Below are 24,254 nucleotides of genomic sequence, written 5' to 3'. Positions count from 1 at the left end.
TAATGAGGTTAATGTAACGATTTGATGAATTAATTCAACATCCCACAATAAAAATAGCCTTAACATATTAAAATCATCAATTAAGTGGTATAAAAATCATATATTCGATAATTTTATGAGAAAAATATAATGGAAAATTATTTAATCGATAATCTCGATAAACAGATACTTCATGCATTAATGGAGAATGCCCGTACTGCGTACGCCGAATTAGCAAAAAGATTTAATGTAAGCGCTGGGACAATTCACGTAAGAATTGAAAAAATGAAGCAAGCAGGAATCATTACAGGCACCCAATTAACGATTAATACTAAACAGCTAGGCTACGATGTGTGTTGTTTTATAGGTATTAATTTAAATAACGCACGTGATTACCCACAAACACTTATAAAGCTAGAAGCATTGGAGGAAGTGGTAGAGGCTTATTACACAACAGGTAACTACAGTATATTTATAAAGGTAATGACAAAATCTATTGATCACTTACAAGATGTGCTGATTAATAAAATACAGGCAATAGAAGCCATTCAATCAACAGAAACACTGATTTCTCTACAAAATCCAATTAGCCGTACGGTAATGCCTTAACTGCAAAAATCTCGTATAATTGCCGAAAAAAGAGGATAACCATGCAGCAAACTCGCTATCAAAGAATCGAAGACGTACTTTCGCGCCGTCAAACAGACTTAACCGTGTGCTTAGAAGACGTGCACAAACACCATAACTTATCTGCAATAGTACGAAGTGCTGATGCGGTTGGTTGTCATCACGTACATGCTGTATGGCCTGAAAAGCAAAAATGGCTAACAAATAATACCTCAGGTGGCAGTAAAAACTGGCTAGAGACGCACTTACATAGAAATATTGATGATGCAGTTACTGCAATGCGTGAACGCAATCCAGAAATACAAATATTAGCGACTCACTTATCAGAAGATGCCGTTGATTTTAGAGAAGTAGATTACACCAAGCCAACGGCTATTATTGTTGGACAAGAAAAAACAGGAATATCAGAAAAAGCCCTAGAATATGCCGATCAAAATATTATTATTCCAATGCAAGGCATGGTGCAATCGCTAAATGTTTCAGTTGCTGCTGCGCTAATATTGTTTGAAGCACAGCGCCAACGCGAGCTGGCTGGTTTATATAATAGAGATATGTTGAGCGCCGAAGTTAAACATCCACTCTACTTTGAAGGCTGCCACCCTATTATCGCAAGGCAGTGTAAACAAAAAAAATTACCTTATCCTGCACTTGATGAAAACGGCGAAATAGTCGCTGACGAGCAATTTTGGCAAGCTTTAAAACATACTTGATGGACTAAAGCTCTGTAAGTACACTTAACTTATTCACAAATAATAAGATTGATATAATTTGTCTAAACCTAGCTTAAATCAATACCCAATTACAGAGCTCAAAGGGGTCGGCCCAAAAATGGCTGAGCGTTTGTTAAAGCTAGGTATTTTAACTGTGCAAGATATGCTTTTTCATTTGCCACTTCGCTACGAAGATCGCACTCGCTTATACGCGATTAATGAGTTGTCACTGCAGAGCCACGTGAGTGTTGAAGCAACAATTGAAACAAGCCAAATCACGTTTGGAAAAAGGCGCATGCTTGTTTGCCAAATCAATGATGGTACTGGCAGGCTAACACTACGATTTTTTAATTTTACCGCCGCACAAAAAAACGCATTTAGCGCTGGCAAAATAATACGTTGTTTTGGTGAAGTGCGCCGTGGCCGTGTTGGCTTTGAAATGAGTCATCCTGAATACAGCATCAGCGATACCTCTAACGAGCAGCCGGTAGCGACAACATTAACGCCCGTTTATTCAACAACCGAAGGCTTAAAGCAACTATCGATTAGAGCTTTAAGCGAACAGGCTATTGATTTACTAAATAAATACTCAGTAGAAGAACTACTGCCTTCACAGTGGCAGCCATCAAATATGCCGCTAAGTGACGCCTTATTATTACTGCATCGCCCACCAAATGATGTTGATGTAACTGCATTAGAGCAAGGTACTCACCCTGCTCAACAGCGCCTTGTATTTGAGGAGTTACTTGCTCAAAACCTCAGCTTATTAAAAGTACGAGAGCAAGGACAACAAGTTAAAGCCGTGGCATTAAATCCGGTAAACACATTAGAAAGCCAGTTTTTAGAGCAACTTCCTTTTGCACCCACAAATGCGCAAAGCCGCGTAGTTGCTGAAATTAAAGGTGACATGCAACACGCGTATCCCATGATGCGTTTAGTACAAGGCGATGTAGGCTCTGGTAAAACCCTAGTAGCAGCACTTAGTGCACTAACAGCCATTGCGCAGGGCTTTCAAGTCGCTTTAATGGCTCCTACTGAAATTTTATCAGAGCAACATGGTGTTAATTTTACAACGTGGTTTAATCAACTAGGTATAACAGTTGCTTGGCTTGGCGGTAAAACAAAAGGCAAAGAGCGCGTAGCAACACTTGAAAAAATAGCCTCTGGTGAAGCGCAAATGATTGTAGGTACTCACGCCTTATTTCAAGATGAAGTTAAGTTTAATAACTTAGTGCTTATCGTTATTGATGAACAACACCGCTTTGGTGTCCACCAGCGTTTATCACTACGCCAAAAGGGTAAGTTTGGTGATTGTTACCCTCATCAACTAGTTATGACCGCAACACCTATCCCACGTACACTCGCTATGACCGCCTATGCCGACTTAGAAACCTCTGTGATTGACGAGCTGCCACCTGGGCGTACGCCAATCACAACAGTGGCACTTCCTGATACTCGCAGAGACGATATTATTGCCCGCGTTAAATTAGCGTGTAACGAGCAAGGCCGCCAAGTTTATTGGGTGTGTACACTTATTGATGAATCTGAAGTACTGCAATGCCAAGCCGCCGAAGACAGTGCACTACAGTTAAAAGAAGCATTACCAGAGCTAAACGTAGGCTTAGTACATGGGCGAATGAAATCAGCTGAAAAACAAGCCATTATGAGCGAGTTTAAGGCAGGTAATATACATGTTTTAGTTGCCACGACGGTTATTGAAGTTGGTGTAGATGTCCCTAATGCGAGCTTAATCATTATAGAAAACCCTGAGCGCTTAGGCTTAGCACAGCTGCATCAGTTACGTGGGCGAGTTGGCCGTGGCGCTACTGCATCGCATTGCGTGCTTTTATACCACGCACCACTGTCTCATACCGCTCAAAAGCGATTAGGTGTACTACGCGATAGTAACGATGGCTTTGTGATAGCAGAGCGCGATTTAGAAATTCGTGGCCCTGGTGAAGTACTTGGTACAAAACAAACAGGGTTAGCCGAGTTTAAAATTGCCGATCTTACCCGCGATAAGCACATCCTCAACCAAGTTAGACCGATTGCACAGCAAATGCTTAAGCAACACCCAGAGGTTGTTGACCCGCTAATTCAACGTTGGTTGGGTAATAAGCAAAATTACGCGCAAGCGTAACCACTCTATTTTCTATATTTTTGAGTTTACTAAGTTAATTTACTAAATTAGCTTACTAAGGATATAAAAAAGTCAGCTCTAAACAATATAGAGCTGACTTCTGATATCTCAATAGAGCAGCATAAAAGCGATTTTCGCCCTTTACTGCTCTTAGTTAAATTTAAGCTTTATTAAGCTCAAATATAAGCGATGTTTGCGGGAATGAAATTGGCATTTGTAAACCAAACTGCATTAGCGCTTCACCTGTAAATGTTTGACCATTTACCGCAGCAATAGAAGATGGGCGATACTCTTCAAATTTTACCGGCCACACTAAATTAAGCGTGTACTGCGCATCGGCATCTAGGCCAACAAAACGAAGCTTATTAGGCGCTGTACGCGGTGTTTCGCGAACGCTGTTATAGGCAAATAACGCTTTTGTTTTTTGCGCATCAATTAAACCAAAGTTAATTGATAAATCGTCGCTATCTAGGCGGTATAAATCGGCAGCATGAATAAACTCACGATGCTCTTTATGAAGTGCTATTGCCGCTTTAAGTGCATTGTATTCGTGATCGGTCAGTTCACGTGGGTCCATTTCGATTCCCATGTGGCCAAACATTGATACCGCAGCACGCATTTCAATACTTACATTACGCCCTGTGATATGACAATCGCGTGGGCCTACGTGTGCACCCATAACCGACGATGGGAAAAAGAAAGAACATCCACGCTGTATTTCAAGGCGATCTAGCGCATCGTTTGAATCTGACGTCCATACACGATCTGTGTGTGCAAGTACGCCGTAATCTACACGTGCACCACCTGACGAACAGCTTTCTATTTCAAGACCAGGGTGCGCCGCTTTAATACGGTCAATTAAACGATAAAGTGCCAATGTTTGCTGATGCACAGCAGGCTTGCCATCAAAATTACCCGCATGGTTAATATCGCGGTTCATATCCCATTTAATGTACTTAATAGTTGGGTATTCAACTAAAATATCGTCAATCGCTTTGTATAGGTACTCAACAACCTCAGAGCGCGTTAAATCAAGTACTAGCTGATTTCTAAAGCTTAACTGCTCGTTATTTTCTGAGCCTAAAACCCAATCAGGATGCGCGCGGTATAAATCACTATCTGGGTTAACCATTTCTGGTTCAAACCAAATACCAAACTCCATACCTAAGCTATTAACATGATCAATGACTGGCGATAAACCATCAGGGTAAATTTTGTAATCTACTGTCCAATCACCTAAGCCTGCATTGTCGCCACGGCGGCCTTTAAACCAGCCATCATCAAGTACAAAACGCTCAATACCTAACGGCGCTACTTTGTCGGCTAGTTGCTTAAGCGTGTCTACGTCGTGATCAAAGTAAATACCTTCCCACGTGTTGTAATGCACAGGGCGCGCTTTTTCACGTTGAGCTTGGCTAAGTAAATTAGCTTTAACAAAACGATGGAAATTACGAGAAAGCGCACTAAAACCTTCACTTGAAAACGAGCCATAAATGCTCGGGCTTTGATACGTTTGACCTTTAGCAAGTGTAAGCTCACCAGGAAGTAATAGCTCACCCATTTGTACATAACGACGACCTTCAGCTAAAAGCTCTGCGCGTAGTTTATTGTTGCCGCTCCAACCTAAATGAAAGCCGTAACATTCGCCGTGTTGCTCGCCTGCATTTTCGTTATGCACTAATAAACCAGGAAACACATCGTGTGATGTTTTGCCTTTACGGTTTTCGCGTACAAAACTCCCGAGCACTAAATCAACAGATTGACGCTGGAATTCGTTTGACCAACGACCTTCAAAGCTCACTATTTTGCTTACGCTATCTGGCAATTGAAATGTTGGCGCGGCGCAAAAATTAACGCTCAGTGGTGAGTCACCTAAATTAGTTAATACAGTATGTGCACTTAGTACGTCACTGTTATTGTCAAGCGTAATGCTGTGCACGACTTCAATACCACGAAGCTTATCTACACTTACAAACTCAACAGTCGCACTTGAAGGCTGACGCACTTCTTGAAGCTCTGGCCCAACTGACCATGCGATTGAATCATTTACTAGCTCAAGCCCTGGCGCGCCAGTAAAGCCTTCGCCTAATAAAGGAGATAGAGAAATAGGCGCTTCTTCAACCACGGCACATTTTACCTCTTGACGGGTAGCAAGCTGAGTAAGCATTGTTTCTGTTGTTTGCTCAGATAGGCGTTTACCAAAGTACAGTAACGCCGGTGTTTTGCTCTGGCAGTCGAAAATAACGGTGCTGTTTACACTGTCTAATCGATAAAATGATTTAGTGTCGGCCATGATTTTCCTATCCTCTTGTTCATTGTGTGAGTTATAAATATAACGAAAATTAGTAAGCTACACTATTTACTAAATGTATCTCTTTGCTTGAGCCACAATCTATCAGATGGTGACACTCAATAATAATAGTATATATCATACAAATTAGGTTTTGATAGTCTTTACATCGCAAATAGTCAGATAAACTCACTGGAAGTACCACTGTAATAAAAGTTATTAAACTAACCTTTACTTTAAAATTCTGTTATTGCTTTTAATATATATAAAAAATCGGCCAGAGTTGCCCCATGACCGATTTTGTCAGCTTAAACTATTTACAATCTATTTTTGTACTTGTACTTGTCCTGCGTCATCAAGTGCCGGTGTTTTACCTGCCCACTGCGCATTCAAACCAAATACCACTTTATTTACTATCAATGCAAAAGCTACACATACAATCAGTGTAATTGGCATTAAATGAATGTAATGAATGTCAGTATGTAGTGGTGAGTTTGCAAACGTAAGCATGCCGTACATTACAACACCTAAAATTACTGCTGCAATACCTGCACGTGCATCAACATTTTTAAATAATAAGCCCACTACAAAAATTGAGAATATAGGCATACTTAATAAGCCGTTTAATTGCTGTAGCAAGTTAATAATACTGTCTGCTTGCTGGTAAATTGGTACAAGTACCAGTGTTAAGCTTGTTAGTAGCAATGTTACGTAACCGCTTAGCTTTACAACACTTGGCTCTTTATTAAAGTAAGCTTCGTGAATGTCACACACGTATAGTGCTGTAGCTGAATTTAATAAGCTGTTGTAAGTAGAGAGTACAGCGGCTGCCATTGCCGCTGCAAACACACCGGTTAACCATGCTGGCATTACATCACCTACAATTCGACCATAAGCAGCGTCGCCAATATCGCCGTAAAGTTTAAACGAAATGATACCCGGTAATACCACAATGGCAGGGACGATTAAAAAACGAATTCCCGCTGCGGCAAATATACCTTTTTGCGCTTCTTTAACATTAGGAGCAGCCATGGCTCGTTGCGTAATTGTTTGGTTAGTACCCCAGTAATACATTTGAATAAAGATCATACCGGTTAAAAGTGTTGGCCATGGAATAGGTGAATCAGCATCGCCGATGAGTGTTAAGCGCTCCTCAGGAATACCCGTAAAGTCATAATCAATCGCATTTAGTGCTAAAAACACCACTAAAACAGCCATACCCAGTACCAGTAAGCCGTTATAAGTATCAGACACTGCAACTGCACGTAGACCACCAAAAAACGCATAAATAGCACCTACAATGGCAAATGCGGTGGCAATATACATTAGCGGAATATCAACCTTAAACATGGTTTGCATAAACAGCGCACCTGAGTAAATTACCGCTGGCATGTAAATAAGTGCATTACCTAAAAAGAATAATCCCCCAATAACAGCGCGAATATGTTTGTTGTTATAGCGCTTTTCTAAAAGCTCTGTGGTCGTTGTACAGTTGTATTTATAATAAACAGGAATAAACACTTTGGCTAAAATAATTAAGCCAATAATCGCCGCAAGCTCCCACCAAACAAGCAAAGCCATTTGGTTACCATTCATACCCACTAGTTGGTCGGTACTTAAGTTAGTAAGTGTTATTGAACCTGCAACAAACATCCAAGTAAGGCCACCGCCCGCTAAAAAATACTCTTTGGTTTGGCTTTGTCCGTTATTACGATTTTGGCCTCGGCATTTCCAATAAGTAAGGCCACCAATTAAAGCGGTGACAAAAACAAAAACCACCAGCTGTAAAATGTTATCTGACATGTGTGTGTCTCCTACGCGTTACGCGCAATGTCTGTGTAATAAAAAAGTGCACGCTACAGCGCGTGCGCATCTCGACTTAGTTCTAACTTAATTTGCTTTAAAGGCATAAGTTCGGGACGTTGGTTGTGCAGCTTTACCAATGCATTTAACTGAAACAGTGAAATAAGCATACTGTTAAGCACACTTAGGTAACCTTGCTTGTGTAAGTTTGCAACGGTATCGCTATCTAAAGTTTGCAGTTTGTCTTCATCAACGGTGCTCAAACCTTGAATAGTTTGGGTTTCGCCTTGTTCAAACTGCAATACAATATCTATGTTTTTAATAAGCCCTAAGCGCGCTACTTCTTGGGTAAATTGATACGTTTGATAATCATTTTTTAAATCGCTCTCAAGTAGCTTTTGCTGTGAATTTAAAAATAAGCTTGGCTTACCTTTAGCATCAAATAGTGCCTCGCCTTGCTGCGTATTTACGGCTGAGCTTTGATCATCAATCGCAATAAAGTAGTCGCTGCTATTTGCTTCACGGGTCATTAAATAAAGAGGGTGAGTTTGTATACATACCGGTGTGTAAAGTGCCTGCCATTGGTTGTTATTAACCAATAAACTTTGACCTGCACTAAAGCTGGTTAACGCTGATACGGTATAACTACCATTTTGTGTATTACGTGCTAAAAAAATAGGTAAGTCGCAGGCTGCTTTTGCCACTTCGTTAGCTCTTAAATTAACTAAATGCTGCGTTTTTGCATATTCAACACCTGCATTAGGGTTAATTTTTAATGTTTGGTGTTTGGTGTTTACTAGTTCACTAATAGCCATAGTTACACATCCTTAAACTGGGTTAGCCGCTAACCACTGCTCAATATAAGCGCGGTGTGGCGGCAAAGTTTGCAACATCTGCTGTGTAAGCTGGCTGTTACGTTCAATTATTTGTTTGGCTTGCGCGTCTTGTGAATACAAATAAGCCTGTTTAGTAAAGTCTGGTTTGAAGCCCATACCATATAAAACGTACTGGTAGCTGGCGGCTGGGAATAACTCTAATGCGCCATGAAAATCTTGAATAAGCGGGCCACGGCTTCCCCAAAGCAGTAAATCTTCTTGCAGGGTTTGTGGAATAGTATTGGGCTGTACATGTGCTTGCCAGTAAGGTTCTGGGCGCTTGGTTAGCATGTAATGCAGCTTTAAAAAGTCGATAATACGCTGCCAGCGGTAATCCATCTGCTCGTTAAAGCGTTTAGCTACTATAGGCATTACTTGTGTATCTGCTGGCATGTGCTCTGCTACAAAGCGTGCTGAAATTTCAACAAGCATAATAGCGGTTGCTTCAAGCGGCTCTACAAACCCTGCTGACATACCCACTGCAACACAGTTTTTATGCCAAAACTTCTCACGGTAGCCCGACTCAAAGCTAATTTTACGGGCAGTTAAACCGTTTGCTGCATCGCCTAAATAGTTTCGTAAGTTTTGCTCTGCTTCATCGTCTGATAAAAATTTGCTTGAATATACATGCCCTACACCACGGCGATGCGTTAAACCTATATCCCAAATCCATCCAGCGTTTTGCGCTGTTGCTATGGTATGGCTGGCTAAGGAGTCATCGTTTTCATCGTAAGGGACTTGCATCGCCAGTGCGCTGTCGTTAAATAGCACGTGGTCCATTTTTTTAAACGGTACGTTGAGCGCTTGGCCTAATAACAATGATGAAAAACCAGTACAGTCTATAAATAAATCGGCGCTTATAATGCGGGTTTGATCTTTTAGAGTAAGCTCATTTATTGCACCATCGTCATCAAGTTTTACCTGATCAACAGTACCAATAATATGCTCTACACCAAGCTTACTTTTACAATGTTGTTTAAGCATTTCTGCAAAAGCGCCGGCATCTAAGTGATAAGCGTAATTACAGTTACCTTGATATTCACCTTGCGCTATACCTCTTGGGGCTAAGCTTGCTTCGCAAATATCATGTTGAAAATTAGTTTGCTGTGCAAAGTCTTCAACATTATCTAAATAAGGGGCTAAATCTATGCGGCCGTAGCCTAGCGGTACAGTAAATGGATGGTAGTAAAAGTCGTTGTTGCCGTGCGTCCAATTTACAAATTTACCACCTTGCTTAAAGGTAGCGTTACAGGCTTTAAATACATCAACTTCACGCAAACCTATTTGCTGAAGTGTGTTTTTCATCGTGGGCCAGGTACCTTCACCTACACCAATTGTTGGAATATCTGACGATTCAACCAACATCACTTTTAAGCCATCACCATTTTTACCTTGGTGATACGAAGCTATAATTGCAGCGCTCAACCATCCTGCTGTGCCGCCACCAATTACTGCGATTGTTTTTATTGTTTTATTCATAATGGACTACTCTTTGAGTATCTTTGATAACGTTTTATACAACAAATGCCCGGTAGGGCATTTGGATTTAATGTGGCTTCATTTTAGCCAATTAGGTTAACTAATATACATTACTGTTAAATTAACCTAATTGGTATTAGCACTAATGTACTGCAATGAAACAAGAGGCGAGAAGTTCGCCTCAAACATTAATTAAAACGATCCGCGAATACCAAACGCGTAACGTGAGCCATTATCTTCCACTGAATAAATTTGGTTAGCAAAACGACCTGTTTGTACTAACTCTTCTTCAGTGATATTGATGCCTTCTGCAAAAATAGTGAAGTTTTCGTTAATATCGTAGCTTGCACTAATATCCCACTGGCCGTACGTTTCTACGTTCACTGGTTCACCATTGAAGCCGTTATCAACTAAGCGTAAAAAGCCTTCACGGTTGTTAAATGCAACACGTGCTTGCCAGTTGTCTTGCTCATAAAACAATACTAAGTTTTGTGAATCGCCCAAACCTTCAAGTGCAAATGTTTGAGTTGTATCATCACCTACACTAATGTCGCTATTCACAACAGTCGCATTGGCAATAAAGCCAAAGCCATTTTCAAACATGTGAGTAACACCCACTTCGAAGCCTGTTACGGTTGCAGACTCACCATTTTGAGGACGGCTTACAGTGTAAACTTCTGAGCTACCAATAAGTTCGTCATCTGTTTGGTCTGTACATGTAGTACACGCAAAATCAGGACCTGAACGGTCAGACATTTCGTATGTTTCTGCACCCGTTAACGTAACAATAAAGTCGTCAACTTCTTTACTAAATACTGCAAAGCTAAATAAGTTAGCATCGTTGTAGTACCACTCGTAAGAGATATCCCAGTTTTCTGATTGGAATGGTTTAAGTGCTGGATTGCCACCACTTGCCGTTAAGTTTTGACGACGTGGTTCGTTAAAGTTTGTCGCAGGAGATAACTGAGACATAGTTGGACGAGTAATACTATCGTACGCGGCAAAACGTAAAATCATATTATCTTGTAGCTCAAGCTTAACGTTGAAAGACGGTAGTAAGTTTGAGTAGCTAGTACCTTGTTCAATATTAGTCGCAGGGCCAAATACGTTAGCAAACAATGTTGCATCTGAAGTTGGAACTACATCGCTAATAAAGCTTTGTATTGCAGCAACTTCAATATCAGTTTCTGAGTAACGAGCACCCATATTAACGGTTACTGGCATATCAGCTAAATCAAAACCAAGCGTAAAGTCCATGTATAAACTAGTGATGTCTTCGTTAATTGTGTAACGGTTATTTTGTAGCGTTGGCTCTACTGGGAAACCTTGATCGGCTAAGTAATCAAGCATTTTATCGCCATCGTAGCTATAAAATGTATCGATCAAACCAGGGAAGTAATTACTCGCTGTGTATGCTTCAAAATCAATTTCATCAAGCGGTGCTTGTGTACCGTAACCACAAAATTGACATTGGCTACCAAAAATTTGGAAGCTAGATTTTTCACGCTCTTGGCGATAAGCACCAAAGTTAATACGCTCTACTGGGCCTTTATCTGGCACGTATTCAAAATCGGCTTTTACTTCAGTGATTTCATCTTCATCAGTAAATTGATTACCAATTTCGTTGTAGTGAAGACGCGCTAGGCTTGGATCTGGCAATGAACCATTTTCAAAGCCATCATGCTGTACGGTAGGAATGCTGCCTGTACCGTCAAAAGTATAGCTGTTAATAATACCCACTACGTTAAAACGATCATTACCTGCACGGTCGTTTTCAGCTGTTGAGCGAGATACATCAAATTTTGCTTTTAGTGACTCGTTTACTTGCCAATCTACATTAATACCAAATGCTTTATTAGTTACGTCACGTGAGTTACGTGTATGTGATACAAAGTCGCTTGCAGGGTCGCCACTTGGTGCGCCTAAGCCAACTTCTTGAGAGAAAGTTAAAAGCGTACCCGTTTCAGCATCAATTGTTGCGCTGCCTACACGGTCTGGTTCGAACCAAGATGCTAAATCACGCACTGACGAATCAACTTCAAATTTTGAAATCATTCCATCAACCGTAATCGTAACATCGTCAGATGGTGCATATTGAAGTACTAAACTTGCGTTTGTACGTTCACGGTCTTGCTCATCAACTACTTGGTCCCAGTTACGTGGAATGTAGGCATTTTCAAACAATACACCATCAGTTGGGTTAGATATTGTTTGGCCACCGCGCCAACCTGCCGTTAAAATTTGGTTATTTTGAAGTTTACGTTGTTGATTAGTGATGGCAAAAAGCACACCTAGCTTGTCATCGTTAAACGTATTACTTATTAAAAATGATGTTGATGGAGATACTTCTTCAGAAAGGCTTTCGTACATACCTTTAACTGAACCTAAAATATGTAAACCACCAAAATCAAAAGGGCGTGCTGTAGTTACGTTAACCGTACCACCAATGCCGCCTTCTTGAAGCGTTGCTGTATTACTTTTATAAATATCAGCACCGGTGATTTGATCTGCCGCTAATACATCAAAATTAAATTCACGACCTGCACTGTCTGTCGCAATTTGACGACCATTAACAAGTACAGTATTAAATTGTGGACCAAAACCACGAATAGTTACCGCTTGGCCTTCACCACCACTGCGGTCAATTGCTACACCTGTAATACGTTGCAGAGACTCTGCTACGTTTAAATCAGGAAATTTACCAAGATCTTCTGCTTTAATCCCGTCTGTAACAACATTAGATGCTTTTTTATCTAACATTGATGAACGTAAGCTGCTGCGGATACCCGTTACTGCGATAACTTCAACATCTTCATTTACTACTGTAGGCGTATTGCCTTCAGCGCCTTGAGCTGCAACGCTTCCGCTTGCCAATATACTAGTGATAGCAATACTGAGCGCGGTTTTCTTGTTGAACGATAACTTATTGTTAATTATCATTTTTTAAAAACTCCTGATTGTGTGTAGTCGTTGTGTCGTTGTGGTAGTGCGTATAGTTTCAAATACTATTTATATTATAAATACTTTAAACCGGCAAAAAGTGCAACCTTTTCCTTAATTATGGATAGCATTTAATTACCGTATATTTTCTTTTGATTTTCTTTTAATTAACATTAAAGAGCTGTATTCACTCAGAAAAAGCGTAAATAATAACCTGTTCGTATTTCTCTGCTGGCAATAAATTAGCCTTTGGAAAATTTTCACGATTTGGCGCATCTGGCCAATTTTGCGCTTCAAAACACAAAGCTTGCCGTGCTTTAAAAGGCGAACCAACAAAGTTTGCGGTATAAAGCTGCATGCCTGGCTGCGTACTTTTAAGGGTTAAACTAACGTTCGTGTGTGGCGAAGTTAATGTAGCCATCGTCTTTAAGCTGCTGTCATCATTAAAAATATAGCAGTGATCAAAGCCATTTCCAGCTTCTAGCTGAGGATGAACGGCGCTTAAGGCCTCACCAACTTGAGCTGGCTTAGTAAAGTCAAAGCAGGTACCGCAAACTAAAGCGGCTTCATTAAGTGGAATACTAGTTGTATCAATAGGAAGGTAACGATCGGTATTAATTTGAACGAAATGCTCATTAATTGACTCACTGCCATCAAGATTAAAATAGCAATGGTTGGTAAAGTTAACGAGCGTTTCTTTATTCGTTATCGCTTTAAAGTGCAGAGTAAGCTCGCCGTTTTTAGCGCTAATAGTTTGCCAAACCTGCAACTCACCGGGGAAACCTTGTTCGCCGTCGGGCGAGCAATAATAAAGCTCAACTTCACTTTCAGTTTGTTTGGTTACTTGCCAAAGTACTTTATTAAAACCTTTAACACCGCCATGTAGGCTATTAGGACCGTTATTTGCCTCTAGTTGATACTGCGTACCAGATAAGCTAAAACGCCCTTTTGCAATACGATTAGCGTATCGACCTACTGTAGCGCCTAAGTAAAATGGGTTTTCAAGATAGTATTGAGGGTCATCGACGCTAAGCGTCATTTCTTGTTTTTTAAATTTAATGCTTTTTATTATTGCGCCAAATGGCAAAATTTCAGCTATTAAATTTTGACCATCACTAAGCTGAATAACTTGTAAAGGTTGGTCACTGGCAATAGATGTCACACGCATACTCCAATCAAATTACCGAATTAACATTTCCTGTTATAACGGCGCAACAATATATATTATAAATAGTATATAACTGAAGCCTGTAACTCAATCTAAATGCGTTAAAATTTCTCGACAAAAATTTATACCTCTTCACTTAATTAAGTGATCTATTTTGAGGAAAGAAAATCGTGTTGATAACAAGGCAAAAATTTCGTTATTTAATTGTTCTATATCAGAAATTTTTAACGCAGTTATCGTCAGATTTAATCCCTCAAATTGATTAAGTATTATTGAGGATAGGTATTACAGCTGCCATTATTTATTTACACTAATCCAGCTCAGCATGAGCTTATATAAAATATAAGCTTTGTAAGGTTAACTCCCTTGGTAAATATGCTCGTTAAGCGCCGCTTTTTCGTCAATGCTAAGCGCTTGCTTTGATTTAGCAATAAAATCGTACCTCACCATCACAGCTTTTCCTATTGCGCAGCATTTATCGTGTTGCCATGCTTCTTGCCTAAGTGTAAAAGAACTAATCCCTATATGCTCTACAGAGGTTTTTACGGTCACTTCGTGGCCATAAAATAATTCGCCTACAAACGACACTTCAACTTTGGCGATAATCAATTTCCAATCATGTGGATTTAAGTCCGGTGTAAAAAACTTAAAAATAGGTCCACGTGCGACTTCAAACCATACAGGGAGTACGGTATTGTTAATGTGTCCGAGTGCATCTGTTTCGCTAAAGCGCGGCATCACTTTTTCAATAAACATAAAAATCCAATAATAATTATACAAAGGTAAACCATGACGGACTTTATACGCGTTATTGATAACGCATTAAGCGATGAGTTTTGCGATGAATTTATTTCCACATTCGCGCAAAGCCCGCATGTAAGACAAGGGGTAACATCGGGCGGTGTCGACTTAAAGAAAAAAGACAGCCACGACCTACACTTAAATAATCACCCCGAATATGCACAACAATTAAAACATATACAACAAACGACTGCACAGCATGTTTTTAAGTATGTTGAAGAGCATATTTTTATGATGATTGGGGCATTTGGCTTAAAGGTTTACCATCCAAAAACAGGTGAGGTAGTCGATTTAACCCAAGAGAATTTTGAAGAAGTGGGTAAACCGCAGTTACCCGTTTTAGTTCAGCAAATTTTTAGACTCGGTAACATTCAAGCGCAAAAATACGAAGTAAACAAAGGTGGCTACCCTTACTGGCACAGTGAGGTTTATCCGCAGCTCCAGCACAATGAAGCTTTGCATCGCGTGTTGTTATTTATGTTTTACTTAAACGATGTAGAGAAAGGTGGTGAAACAGAGTTTTATTATCAAAACCGTAAAATCGCCCCTAAAAAAGGCACTATGGTAATAGCACCTGGCTACTTTACACATACTCATAGAGGCAATAAGCCAGTATCAAACGATAAGTATATTTTAACCTCGTGGGTACTGTTTAACCGTGCAGAACAAATATATGGTGCGCCTAAGAGTTAGCGCACCAAAATCAGTATTATTTAACCAAGCAGTTCATCAAATAAATTAAACAACTGATCTAGCTCTTCAATGGTGTTGTAGTGCATACAACCAATGCGCACTACACCGCCTTTATCAAGCACATCTAATTGCTTGCACAACCCTTGCGCGTAAAAATTACCATCCCACACGCAAATATGCTGCTTACCTAGAAATTCTGAAACGGCGCGTGGCTCAAGCCCTTCAAAAATTAAAGCAAAAGTAGGTGTACGCTCATTTAAGCGATCAAAATCATCAATACCAAATAACTTAATACGTGGATAATTAACTAAGCGCGTTAAAAAGTGTTCGCTAAGCGCCATTTCGTGCTGCTTAGTTTTAGCAAAAGCCACACTTAACTTTTCGCGACGTGAGTGGCTATTATCAAGCTCACTAATCGCCGCAATGTAATCAACAGCCGCGATAAAACCAGCCATTGCTTCAAAGCTTTGCGTGCCGGTTTCCCAGCGACCTGGTGCTACGTCTTTAGCTGGCTCAACCTTGTAAGGCGTAAACCCGTCTAAATGTTCTTTTTTACCGTAAACCATACCTAAATGCGGGCCAAAAAACTTATACGCAGAGCACGCTAAGAAGTCGCAATCAAGTGCTTGCACGTCAACAAGTTCGTGCGGTGCATAATGTACGGCATCAACATAAACAAGTGCGCCTACAGCGTGAGCAAGCTCAACAATACGTTTAATATTATTAATTGAACCTGTGGTATTTGACGCATACGTTACCGCTACAAGCTTAGTGTTGCTGTTTAATAAGCTTTCAAATTGCGCCATATCTAAGCTGCAATCAGCTTCGTTAATTAAAGCCGTATTAACTTTAACGCCTTTATCTTCTGCAGCTTGTTGCCACGACGATACATTCGAGAAGTGATCGGCATTGGTTACAACTATTTCATCGCCAGCCTGCCAGTCGCGTGAAATTGCACGGCTAAAACTAAACGTAAGGCTGGTCATGTTTGGACCAAACACAATTTGTTGTGAGCTAGGTGCATTAAGTAAGTCAGCGGCGGCTTGGCGCGCATTCGCCATCAACTCAACCGTTTTATCACTTGAAAAAAACGCGCCACCTAAGTTCGAATTATAATGACCTAAATAAGCTGTCATCGCAGTAAGCACCGATGTTGGTACCTGCGAGCCACCTGGTCCGTCTAAAAATATTGGCGATTTACCATCAACGTTCTGCATTAATGCTGGAAACTGCTCACGTAATTGCGTTATGTTCATGCCTAACTTCCTTAAGACGTTAATACAAAACAATCCAGGTAACCTGGTTTGCTAGCATCAATTTTGTTCATAGGTGTTGCGTTATGCCACACTTGACGGTCGTTTATTAATGCAAACATGCCGTCTTTTATTTCCATTTTAAAACAAGGCTCAGCTTGCTTGTTTTCGTATACAAGCAGTTCGCCACCTTCTAAGTTCTCGTGAGAAACACCGCATATACATACATGGTCAAAACCATCTTGATGCACGCCTTCTGGCGCTGCAGGTGTATCGCTATCGATGGCAAGCATACGGAACTGATGAATTTCAATATCACGCTGCTCATCAATACCGGTAAGTTGGCGAAACTCATTTACAATGCTTTTCATGCCCTCTGACTCAAGTAAACTTTGCTCTAAATTTTCGTAAGTACGCTCTACATTGCCTTGAAAAGTATTAATTGAATCATCTTGAACAAATGCTTTGGCTTGCTGTAGCTTTATTTCACCATTTTGCATTTTTACTACTGAATAACGACGTTTACGAAAGGCACCATCTGCATAAAGGTTTGCAGGAAGGTTATCAAAAGAAGGTTTAACCAAATCAATATTTGCTTGGTTAACAAAACGTAGTTGCAATAAATTCTGGTTGTTTAATGCTGTCATAAAATCTCGCCTAAAATAATGAGAATATTGATAAGGATTTTAATGCATTTTGATAGGAATTTTTGCGCGATTAATTACTTTAAAAGCAATTTAAGACTAGAGTTAATACAATAATATAAAAAAAGAAGCATGAACTATCTAATATTTGTTTTAGCCAATAAAAAACCCGCCGAAGCGGGTTTTTAAACAAACTCTAAAAGTTATACAGCTTGTTGAATAATCACGTTGTCTGCTTTTTTAGTGTAAGCAGGCATACGGTGGAAGTTTAAGTAACGGTAAGTATCTGCAGCCGTTGCATTAATCTTCGCTGCGTATTCTTGGTACTCAGCTGGAGTAGGTAGTTTACCTAAAATAGCCGCTACTGCAGCAAGTTCTGCTGAAGCTAAGAATACGTTCGCGCCATTACCTAAACGGTTAGGGAAGTTACGTGTAGAGGTAGACACAACCGTTGCTTTGTCTGCAACACGTGCTTGGTTACCCATACATAGTGAACAACCTGGAGTTTCGATACGTGCACCTACACGACCAAAGATACCGTAGTAACCTTCGTCTGTAAGCTGATCTTTATCCATCTTAGTTGGCGGGGCAACCCAAAGCTGAGTTGGGATACGACCTTTAAAGCCATCTAGTAACTTACCTGCTGCGCGGAAGTGACCGATGTTAGTCATACAAGAACCGATGAATACTTCGTCGATTTTCTCGCCAGTAACATCAGATAATAAACGTGCATCATCAGGGTCATTTGGAGCACAAAGGATTGGCTCTTTAATATCTGCTAAATCGATTTCAAGTACATGTTTGTACTCTGCATCAGCGTCAGCTTCCATTAGTTCTGGGTTAGCTAACCAATCTTGCATTGCAGTAATACGACGCTCAATAGTACGTACATCGCCGTAACCTTCAGAGATCATCCATTTAAGCATAACAATGTTTGATTCTAGGTATTCTGCGATAGACTCTTTAGAAAGTTTAACCGCACAACCTGCTGCAGAACGCTCTGCAGATGCATCTGATAGTTCGAACGCTTGCTCAACAGTTAGGTGTTCAACGCCTTCAATTTCTAGTACACGACCAGAGAATTCGTTAATTTTACCTTTTTTCTCAACTGTTAATAAACCTTCTTTAATACCGAAGTAAGGGATTGCATGTACAAGGTCACGTAAAGTGATACCTGGTTGCATTTCACCTTTAAAGCGAACCAAAATTGACTCAGGCATATCAAGAGGCATAACACCTGTAGCTGCTGCGAATGCTACTGCACCCGAACCTGCTGGGAATGAAATACCTAATGGGAAACGTGTATGTGAATCACCACCAGTACCTACAGTATCTGGTAATAACATACGGTTTAACCATGAGTGAATTACACCATCACCTGGGCGAAGTGACACACCGCCACGGTTCATGATGAAATCAGGAAGCGTATGGTGAGTGTTTACATCGATTGGTTTAGGGTAAGCCGACGTATGACAGAAAGACTGCATTGTTAAATCTGCAGAAAAACCTAAACATGCTAAGTCTTTAAGTTCGTCACGTGTCATAGGACCTGTTGTATCTTGCGAGCCAACAGTTGTCATTTTAGGTTCACAGTATTGGCCTGGGCGAATACCTGGAACGTTACACGCTTTACCAACCATTTTTTGCGCTAGTGTGAAGCCTTTTTCAGACACTTCTGTCACTGTTGGTACTTTAAATACATCAGTTGGACCTAGGCCAAGTGATGTACGTGCTTTATCAGTTAAACCACGACCAATGATAAGTGGTATACGACCACCAGCACGAACTTCATCTAAAATTACATCAGATTTAAGTTCAAAAGTTGAGATTACTTTGTCAGTACCGTGGCTCTTAACAACACCTTCGTACGGGTAAATATCGATTTGCTCACCCATGTTAAGCTCATCAACATTTAATTCGATTGGTAATGCGCCTGAATCTTCCATTGTATTGAAGAAGATTGGAGCAATTTTATTACCTAGACATACACCGCCAACACGCTTGTTTGGTACGAATGGGATATCATCGCCCATGAACCAAAGTACAGAGTTAGTTGCAGACTTACGAGAAGAACCAGTACCAACAACATCACCTACATATGCAAGTGGTAAGCCTTTAGTTTTTAATTCTTCAAGCTGAGAGATTGGACCTACTTCGCCTGGTTTGTCTGGTGTAATTCCATCACGTTCAATTTTTAGCATTGCTAAAGCATGAAGTGGGATATCTGGACGAGACCATGCATCTGGTGCTGGTGATAAGTCATCAGTATTTGTCTCGCCAGTTACTTTAAATACAGTAACTGAGATCTTTTCAGCAACAGCTGGCTTATTAGTAAACCATTCTGCATTTGCCCAAGACTCAATAATTTGCTTAGCGAATGTATTACCCGCTTTTGCTTTTTCTTCAACATCGTAGAACGCATCAAACATAAGTAATGTATTTGAAAGGCCTTTAACTACGATTGGTGCAAGTGTTTCGTCATCAAGTAGGTCAATCATTGGCGCGATATTGTAACCGCCCAGCATTGTACCTAATAATTCTGCCGCTTTTTCTTTAGAAACAAGTGGAGAATTAGCTTCACCTTTAGCTACAGCTGCTAAAAATCCCGCTTTAATATAAGCAGCATCATCAACACCAGCTGGTATACGCTGAATGAACAAATCTAAAATGAATTCTTCTTCACCTGCAGGTGGGTTTTTTATTAATTCAATAAGATCAGCAGTTTGCTGAGCATCTAATGGCGCTGGTACGATACCTAACGCGGCACGTTCTTCTACGTGTTTACGATATTCTTGTAGCACAATATTGCCCTCTTGGTGACGTGAAAGTATCCGGTAGCGCTTTGGGCGCAAATAAGTTACCCAATACTTATAGTATTCTAACGCGTAATTATAAAGCTTTTATGGATAGATGAAAATCCATCCAGTTGCGCAACTGATTATACCGATTATAAATACTATGAATAGTGGTTGTGGTAAAAACTATTTTCATGAATACTTATTAAGTAAGAATCATTACCATTAACTAATATTAATTTATTACAGGCATAAAAAAAACCAGCACTTGGCTGGGTTTTTATTACAAACTATTTAATTAACGTAAAACTTTAACGTTTTTGATAGTTTTGATATGCGCTTCTACACGACGGTTTTCTGCGTTTGCAGCTTTAGTGTTTGCATCATTTTTAAGACGCTCTTCACCTAAACCAACTGTAGTAATACGGTCTTCAGCAATACCATCAGCAACAAGTTGCTTAGCTACAGCATCAGCACGTTTTTTAGATAACCATTTGTTGTAAGTTGCTTTACCTACAGCAGAAGTGTGACCTTCTAATAGTACTGTTGTATCTGGGTACTCTTTTAAGAATGCAGATACTTTTTCAATATCATCTAAATATTGAGTAGATACTGCTGAAGCATTGTTAGGGAAAGTCACTAATAAACTTACTGTTACTTCTTTATCTTCATATAAAGTACAACCAGTACCATCTACAGCATCAGTCATAGGTGTGTTAGGACACTTATCATCTGCGTCAAGAATGTTATCGTTGTCGCTGTCTACAGGAGCTACAGCTACTTCAACTACTTTAGGCTCTGGAGCTGGTTTTACTGGCTCTACAGGAGCAGAGTTTTGGCCAAATAAGTAGTTAATACCAATTTTAGCACCAACATCTGTGTAACCACGATCAAGACCTTGGTATACAGCTGTTTCAGCATTTACAAATAAGCCATCTGTAATGAAATGTTGGTAACCAACACCTGCATTTAAGAATGTGTTGTCATCAACTACGTCAATTTCTTTAATACCGAAAAGACCATAGAAAGGACCGCCGTCTAAATGGTAAAGAGCATCAATACCGTAACGCTCGCCATCAATATTGTTACGGTTGCCAGCAACTTTATCAAAAGCATTAAAATCCATGTCTGCATATTCAAGACGTGCGCTCCAGTAATCACTGAAACGGTAACCAGCTTCAACACCCCAGCCAGTTGATTCGTTTACGTCAAGACCAGCTTGGTCACGCATGTTTTTCCAAGATGCGTCATAGTAGTCGCCAAATGCGCCAATGTAGAAACCTTCTTCTTTATCAGCAGCGAATGTAGATGCGCTAGTTGCAGCCAACGCGATTGCAATTGTAAGTGATTTTAATTTCATTGTTTTCTTCCCATTTGAACAATTGTAAATTGTAGCTAATCGATACTAGCTCAATCAGTTTTATATAGACTAACTGAGCCTTTGTTAATCAATACTTAACGAAAAATAAAGTTTATTACTTTTTTCTATGCCTTGTCGCAACACACATCCACTTACTATAGGCGAAATTAAAACTTTATTGAAAAATAAATATAGTAGTTTTTTGTAAATTAGTACTTAGCAAGGAATGTAAGAGCAATTAAATTAAATGCACTTATAAATGCAAAGAAATATTGCTTGGTTTTAATTGTGCGCATAATACCACCAGAATTAGCATTCCCCTAGGTATATGCGCATGTTTGATTAAAAAATGACTCTTTTTAATCATGTGGTTATATTTAAAGTTAAGTATTAAGTACCACAAAAAGTCTGGTAGTCATTATCATTCGTCGGTGGAGAGCAAAATTCTGATAACTTTTCACCGTAAGAGTATGGATTACCGGCTATTTTTATAAAGCGCTGTAGCAACTCGCTGGATCCTGTAGCGTTATATTGTGCAATTATTTCTTCGATCACATGATTACGCGGTATTACACGAGGATTTGCCGCTCTCATTACTTCATAACTATTATCGTCAGTTAAACTTACCCACTTAGCTCTCCATTCAATTAGCGACTCAGGTACGCTTTTTTCTCCTTTTAAAGATTCAGTAAGCGCATCAAAGGTATTGGTGTAGTCGAGCTGATTATCTTTTAATAGCGTTAACAGCTCTGCTATTAACTCGCCACTACTATCGCTAGATTCAGTTAAACCCAGTTTTTGTGCCCACATAGCCGTAAACTCAGCATTAAACTGCTCAGCAAAACTATTAATAAATGGCGTCATTAATAAAACTGCTTGCTCGTCATCATCGCTAATAAGCGGTATTAAACTCTCAGCTAAGCGTGCGCAGTTCCAGTTAGCTATATTAGGTTGATTACCGAATGCATAGCGGCCTTGTTTGTCTATAGAGCTAAATACGGTATCAAAATCAAAGCTATTCATCATGGCACACGGGCCGTAATCAATGGTTTCTCCGCTTACTAGCGTATTATCGGTATTCATTACTCCGTGAATAAAGCCAACACGCATCCAGCTCACAACTAGCTTAACTTGGTTTTTAATCACAGCACCTAAAAATGCTAAATAACGCTGCGATCCTGTATCGGTTATTTCTGGGTAGTGTCGCTCTATAGCTAAATCGGCTAAATTTTTAAGCCCTTCAACATCGCCTTGCGTCGCTAAATATTGAAACGAGCCAACACGAATATGACTCGTTGCTACACGCGTAACGATAGCCCCTGCTTGTGGCGGATTACGATAAACCGTTTCACCACTACCAACAACCGCTAAGCAGCGTGTGGTTTTAACTCCCAGTGCATGCATTGCTTCGCTCATTACGTATTCACGAATAGCAGGACCAAGAGCACAACGTCCATCCCCACCTCTTGAGTAAGGAGTAGCACCAGAGCCTTTTAATTGAATATCCCATAACTGGTTTTCATCATCACTAATAGCGCCCAGTAAGTGCGCTCGTCCATCGCCTAAGCGTGGTGAAAAATATCCAAATTGGTGCCCAGAGTAACCAAGTGCTACTGCAGGAATCGCCTGTTTTTCGTTACCGCTAAAAGTGCTGGCACGCAAATCAGCCGCAACGTTAATATTAAATTGTTTTGCTAAACTCTCGTTCCACAGCAATAACTGAGGAGAGGCGACACTTGCAGGGAAATCTTCTATCGCGAAGTTTTCTGCAACATCTGTGTATCTTGGCACTAATTTCATGGTAATTCCTATTGTTGCTGACTTATACCAACACGGTTGTCACCTACGCCATAAGCAACAATTAAGCTTAACTCTTGCATACTTAAGCCACTTTGCTCTTGCATTTCGTTAAAAAAAGCTTGGGCTGCATTTAGTGACTTTTTAGTTTGTAAGCCGCCGTCTATAATTTTATGGGCACGCAAATAATTCTCTACATCGCGTGATAGTAAAAATGTATCTTTACCAAGTGCTCGCAGCGCATAAGGCCCTGTATTTCCGCCTAAACGCGAACCATGCTTTTTTAAATATGCCCACAAACCAATAATATCGTCTGTTGGCCAATTAGCGATAAACTGGCTAAAACTGCCATGTTCCCCTGCTATTTCGTGGATCATGTAAGCATTTTCGGTAATTGTTTTTACTTTTTTATAGTTACGAACAATGCGCTCATCCGTTGCTTTTTGTTCCAGCATATCTGGTGGCATCATTAATAACTTATCAACGCTAAAATCCCAAAAAACCTCTCTAAAGCCTGCCCACTTATTATTTATGACTGACCAATAAAAGCCGCTTTGAAATACTTTTCGAGTAAATTCTTCAAGCCAATCGTCGTCACTTAACGTGCTTAGTTGTTTTTTAGATAGCGGTTTTGCAAGTAATAACTTAAGCATTTTTTCAGAGCCTTTTCGCTCTACCGCTCGCTTATAAATATCGCTAAATTTTTCCATACTAATTAAATACCTCACTACTTATATTGCTAGTGTACGAGAAAAGCACCTAATACGTAACCACCCCTCTTTTCGATGAATTAATCTGTATTTAGTCGCTTGACACCTAGACGGCTAAAATGCTTTAATCGCCGTAATTACCCTATTTAAATTGCACAGGTTTGTAAGTTTTACTCTACAAACAGGTGCA

17 protein-coding genes are annotated in these 24,254 nt (G+C 40.0%); 4 read left to right on the top strand and 13 right to left on the bottom strand.

Annotated elements, in window-relative coordinates:
• The first annotated feature begins 129 nt into the window (after positions 1–129).
• The 3 genes from asnC to recG are packed head-to-tail and all read left to right on the top strand — an operon-like array spanning position 130 to position 3,456.
• On the top strand, positions 130–588 hold the full coding sequence (gene asnC / locus GQR47_RS07250; protein ID WP_024595831.1) for a transcriptional regulator AsnC: 459 nt from the start codon (positions 130–132) through the stop codon (positions 586–588).
• Between the two features lie 41 nt (positions 589–629).
• On the top strand, positions 630–1,316 hold the full coding sequence (trmH, locus tag GQR47_RS07245) for a tRNA (guanosine(18)-2'-O)-methyltransferase TrmH (RefSeq protein ID WP_007580009.1): 687 nt from the start codon (positions 630–632) through the stop codon (positions 1,314–1,316).
• Positions 1,317–1,374: 58 nt separating this feature from the next.
• Positions 1,375–3,456: an ATP-dependent DNA helicase RecG gene (gene recG, locus GQR47_RS07240; RefSeq protein ID WP_024595830.1), complete on the top strand. Its 2,082-nt coding sequence runs from the start codon at positions 1,375–1,377 to the stop codon at positions 3,454–3,456.
• 160 nt (positions 3,457–3,616) lie between these two features.
• On the opposite strand, the gene GQR47_RS07235 is transcribed toward recG, so the two are convergent.
• From GQR47_RS07235 to GQR47_RS07205, 7 genes are all read right to left on the bottom strand, one after another.
• Positions 3,617–5,749, bottom strand: coding sequence for an alpha-galactosidase (locus GQR47_RS07235; protein ID WP_024595829.1), 2,133 nt, complete (start codon positions 5,747–5,749; stop codon positions 3,617–3,619).
• A 321-nt stretch (positions 5,750–6,070) separates the two neighbouring features.
• Entirely contained in the window at positions 6,071–7,549 is a 1,479-nt protein-coding gene (locus GQR47_RS07230; protein WP_002958818.1) for an SLC5 family protein, read from the bottom strand.
• 53 nt (positions 7,550–7,602) lie between these two features.
• Complete coding sequence (locus GQR47_RS07225) at positions 7,603–8,364, bottom strand: SapC family protein (RefSeq protein ID WP_024594649.1); 762 nt, start codon at positions 8,362–8,364, stop codon at positions 7,603–7,605.
• A 12-nt stretch (positions 8,365–8,376) separates the two neighbouring features.
• Positions 8,377–9,903, bottom strand: a complete 1,527-nt coding sequence (locus GQR47_RS07220) for a tryptophan halogenase family protein (RefSeq protein ID WP_154903749.1) — start codon at positions 9,901–9,903, stop codon at positions 8,377–8,379.
• A gap of 192 nt (positions 9,904–10,095) precedes the next feature.
• The gene (locus GQR47_RS07215; protein WP_024597220.1) at positions 10,096–12,843 is read right to left on the bottom strand and encodes a TonB-dependent receptor; all 2,748 of its coding nucleotides are present in this window, start codon (positions 12,841–12,843) and stop codon (positions 10,096–10,098) included.
• A 187-nt stretch (positions 12,844–13,030) separates the two neighbouring features.
• The gene (locus GQR47_RS07210; protein WP_024597219.1) at positions 13,031–14,005 is read right to left on the bottom strand and encodes an aldose epimerase family protein; all 975 of its coding nucleotides are present in this window, start codon (positions 14,003–14,005) and stop codon (positions 13,031–13,033) included.
• Between the two features lie 363 nt (positions 14,006–14,368).
• A complete protein-coding gene (locus tag GQR47_RS07205; protein ID WP_024597218.1) occupies positions 14,369–14,767 on the bottom strand; it encodes an acyl-CoA thioesterase in 399 nt (132 codons plus the stop codon).
• A 33-nt stretch (positions 14,768–14,800) separates the two neighbouring features.
• Here GQR47_RS07205 and GQR47_RS07200 point away from each other — a divergent pair, with 33 nt between their 5' ends.
• Positions 14,801–15,505 (top strand): 2OG-Fe(II) oxygenase, encoded by a 705-nt coding sequence (locus tag GQR47_RS07200; protein ID WP_165723673.1) that lies wholly within the window; start codon positions 14,801–14,803, stop codon positions 15,503–15,505.
• Positions 15,506–15,525: 20 nt separating this feature from the next.
• Here the strand turns inward: GQR47_RS07200 and GQR47_RS07195 are convergent, their stop codons facing one another.
• From GQR47_RS07195 to GQR47_RS07170, 6 genes are all read right to left on the bottom strand, one after another.
• Complete coding sequence (locus GQR47_RS07195; protein ID WP_165723672.1) at positions 15,526–16,761, bottom strand: cysteine desulfurase-like protein; 1,236 nt, start codon at positions 16,759–16,761, stop codon at positions 15,526–15,528.
• An 11-nt stretch (positions 16,762–16,772) separates the two neighbouring features.
• Positions 16,773–17,405 carry a 2OG-Fe dioxygenase family protein gene (locus GQR47_RS07190; protein WP_002958808.1) on the bottom strand — a complete coding sequence of 211 codons (633 nt, stop codon included), beginning with the start codon at positions 17,403–17,405 and terminating at the stop codon, positions 16,773–16,775.
• Between the two features lie 200 nt (positions 17,406–17,605).
• A complete protein-coding gene (gene acnB / locus GQR47_RS07185; protein WP_039488618.1) occupies positions 17,606–20,203 on the bottom strand; it encodes a bifunctional aconitate hydratase 2/2-methylisocitrate dehydratase in 2,598 nt (865 codons plus the stop codon).
• A gap of 292 nt (positions 20,204–20,495) precedes the next feature.
• On the bottom strand, positions 20,496–21,557 hold the full coding sequence (locus tag GQR47_RS07180) for an OmpA family protein (RefSeq protein WP_165723671.1): 1,062 nt from the start codon (positions 21,555–21,557) through the stop codon (positions 20,496–20,498).
• Between the two features lie 390 nt (positions 21,558–21,947).
• Positions 21,948–23,357, bottom strand: a complete 1,410-nt coding sequence (locus GQR47_RS07175) for a protein adenylyltransferase SelO family protein (RefSeq protein ID WP_165723670.1) — start codon at positions 23,355–23,357, stop codon at positions 21,948–21,950.
• 8 nt (positions 23,358–23,365) lie between these two features.
• Positions 23,366–24,064, bottom strand: a complete 699-nt coding sequence (locus GQR47_RS07170; RefSeq protein WP_024597214.1) for a DNA-3-methyladenine glycosylase I — start codon at positions 24,062–24,064, stop codon at positions 23,366–23,368.
• Between the last annotated feature and the right edge of the window lie 190 nt (positions 24,065–24,254).

The sequence above is a fragment of the Pseudoalteromonas sp. Z1A2 genome (genome assembly GCF_011378755.1).
In the GTDB taxonomy this organism is placed as follows: Bacteria; Pseudomonadota; Gammaproteobacteria; order Enterobacterales; family Alteromonadaceae; genus Pseudoalteromonas; species Pseudoalteromonas distincta.
This window is presented reverse-complemented; position numbering and strand designations above follow the sequence as displayed.

Excerpts from the sequence above, each read along its gene's own strand:
- GQR47_RS07170 (WP_024597214.1), bottom strand. The coding sequence starts at position 24,064 with ATGGAAAAATTTAGCGATATTTATAAGCGAGCGGTAGAGCGAAAAGGC.
- GQR47_RS07190 (WP_002958808.1), bottom strand. The coding sequence starts at position 17,405 with ATGACAGCATTAAACAACCAGAATTTATTGCAACTACGTTTTGTTAAC.
- GQR47_RS07195 (WP_165723672.1), bottom strand. The coding sequence starts at position 16,761 with ATGAACATAACGCAATTACGTGAGCAGTTTCCAGCATTAATGCAGAAC.
- GQR47_RS07175 (WP_165723670.1), bottom strand. The coding sequence starts at position 23,357 with ATGAAATTAGTGCCAAGATACACAGATGTTGCAGAAAACTTCGCGATA.
- GQR47_RS07200 (WP_165723673.1), top strand. The coding sequence starts at position 14,801 with ATGACGGACTTTATACGCGTTATTGATAACGCATTAAGCGATGAGTTT.
- asnC (WP_024595831.1), top strand. The coding sequence starts at position 130 with ATGGAAAATTATTTAATCGATAATCTCGATAAACAGATACTTCATGCA.
- GQR47_RS07230 (WP_002958818.1), bottom strand. The coding sequence starts at position 7,549 with ATGTCAGATAACATTTTACAGCTGGTGGTTTTTGTTTTTGTCACCGCT.
- GQR47_RS07215 (WP_024597220.1), bottom strand. The coding sequence starts at position 12,843 with ATGATAATTAACAATAAGTTATCGTTCAACAAGAAAACCGCGCTCAGT.
- GQR47_RS07180 (WP_165723671.1), bottom strand. The coding sequence starts at position 21,557 with ATGAAATTAAAATCACTTACAATTGCAATCGCGTTGGCTGCAACTAGC.
- GQR47_RS07205 (WP_024597218.1), bottom strand. The coding sequence starts at position 14,767 with ATGTTTATTGAAAAAGTGATGCCGCGCTTTAGCGAAACAGATGCACTC.
- GQR47_RS07220 (WP_154903749.1), bottom strand. The coding sequence starts at position 9,903 with ATGAATAAAACAATAAAAACAATCGCAGTAATTGGTGGCGGCACAGCA.
- trmH (WP_007580009.1), top strand. The coding sequence starts at position 630 with ATGCAGCAAACTCGCTATCAAAGAATCGAAGACGTACTTTCGCGCCGT.
- GQR47_RS07235 (WP_024595829.1), bottom strand. The coding sequence starts at position 5,749 with ATGGCCGACACTAAATCATTTTATCGATTAGACAGTGTAAACAGCACC.
- GQR47_RS07225 (WP_024594649.1), bottom strand. The coding sequence starts at position 8,364 with ATGGCTATTAGTGAACTAGTAAACACCAAACACCAAACATTAAAAATT.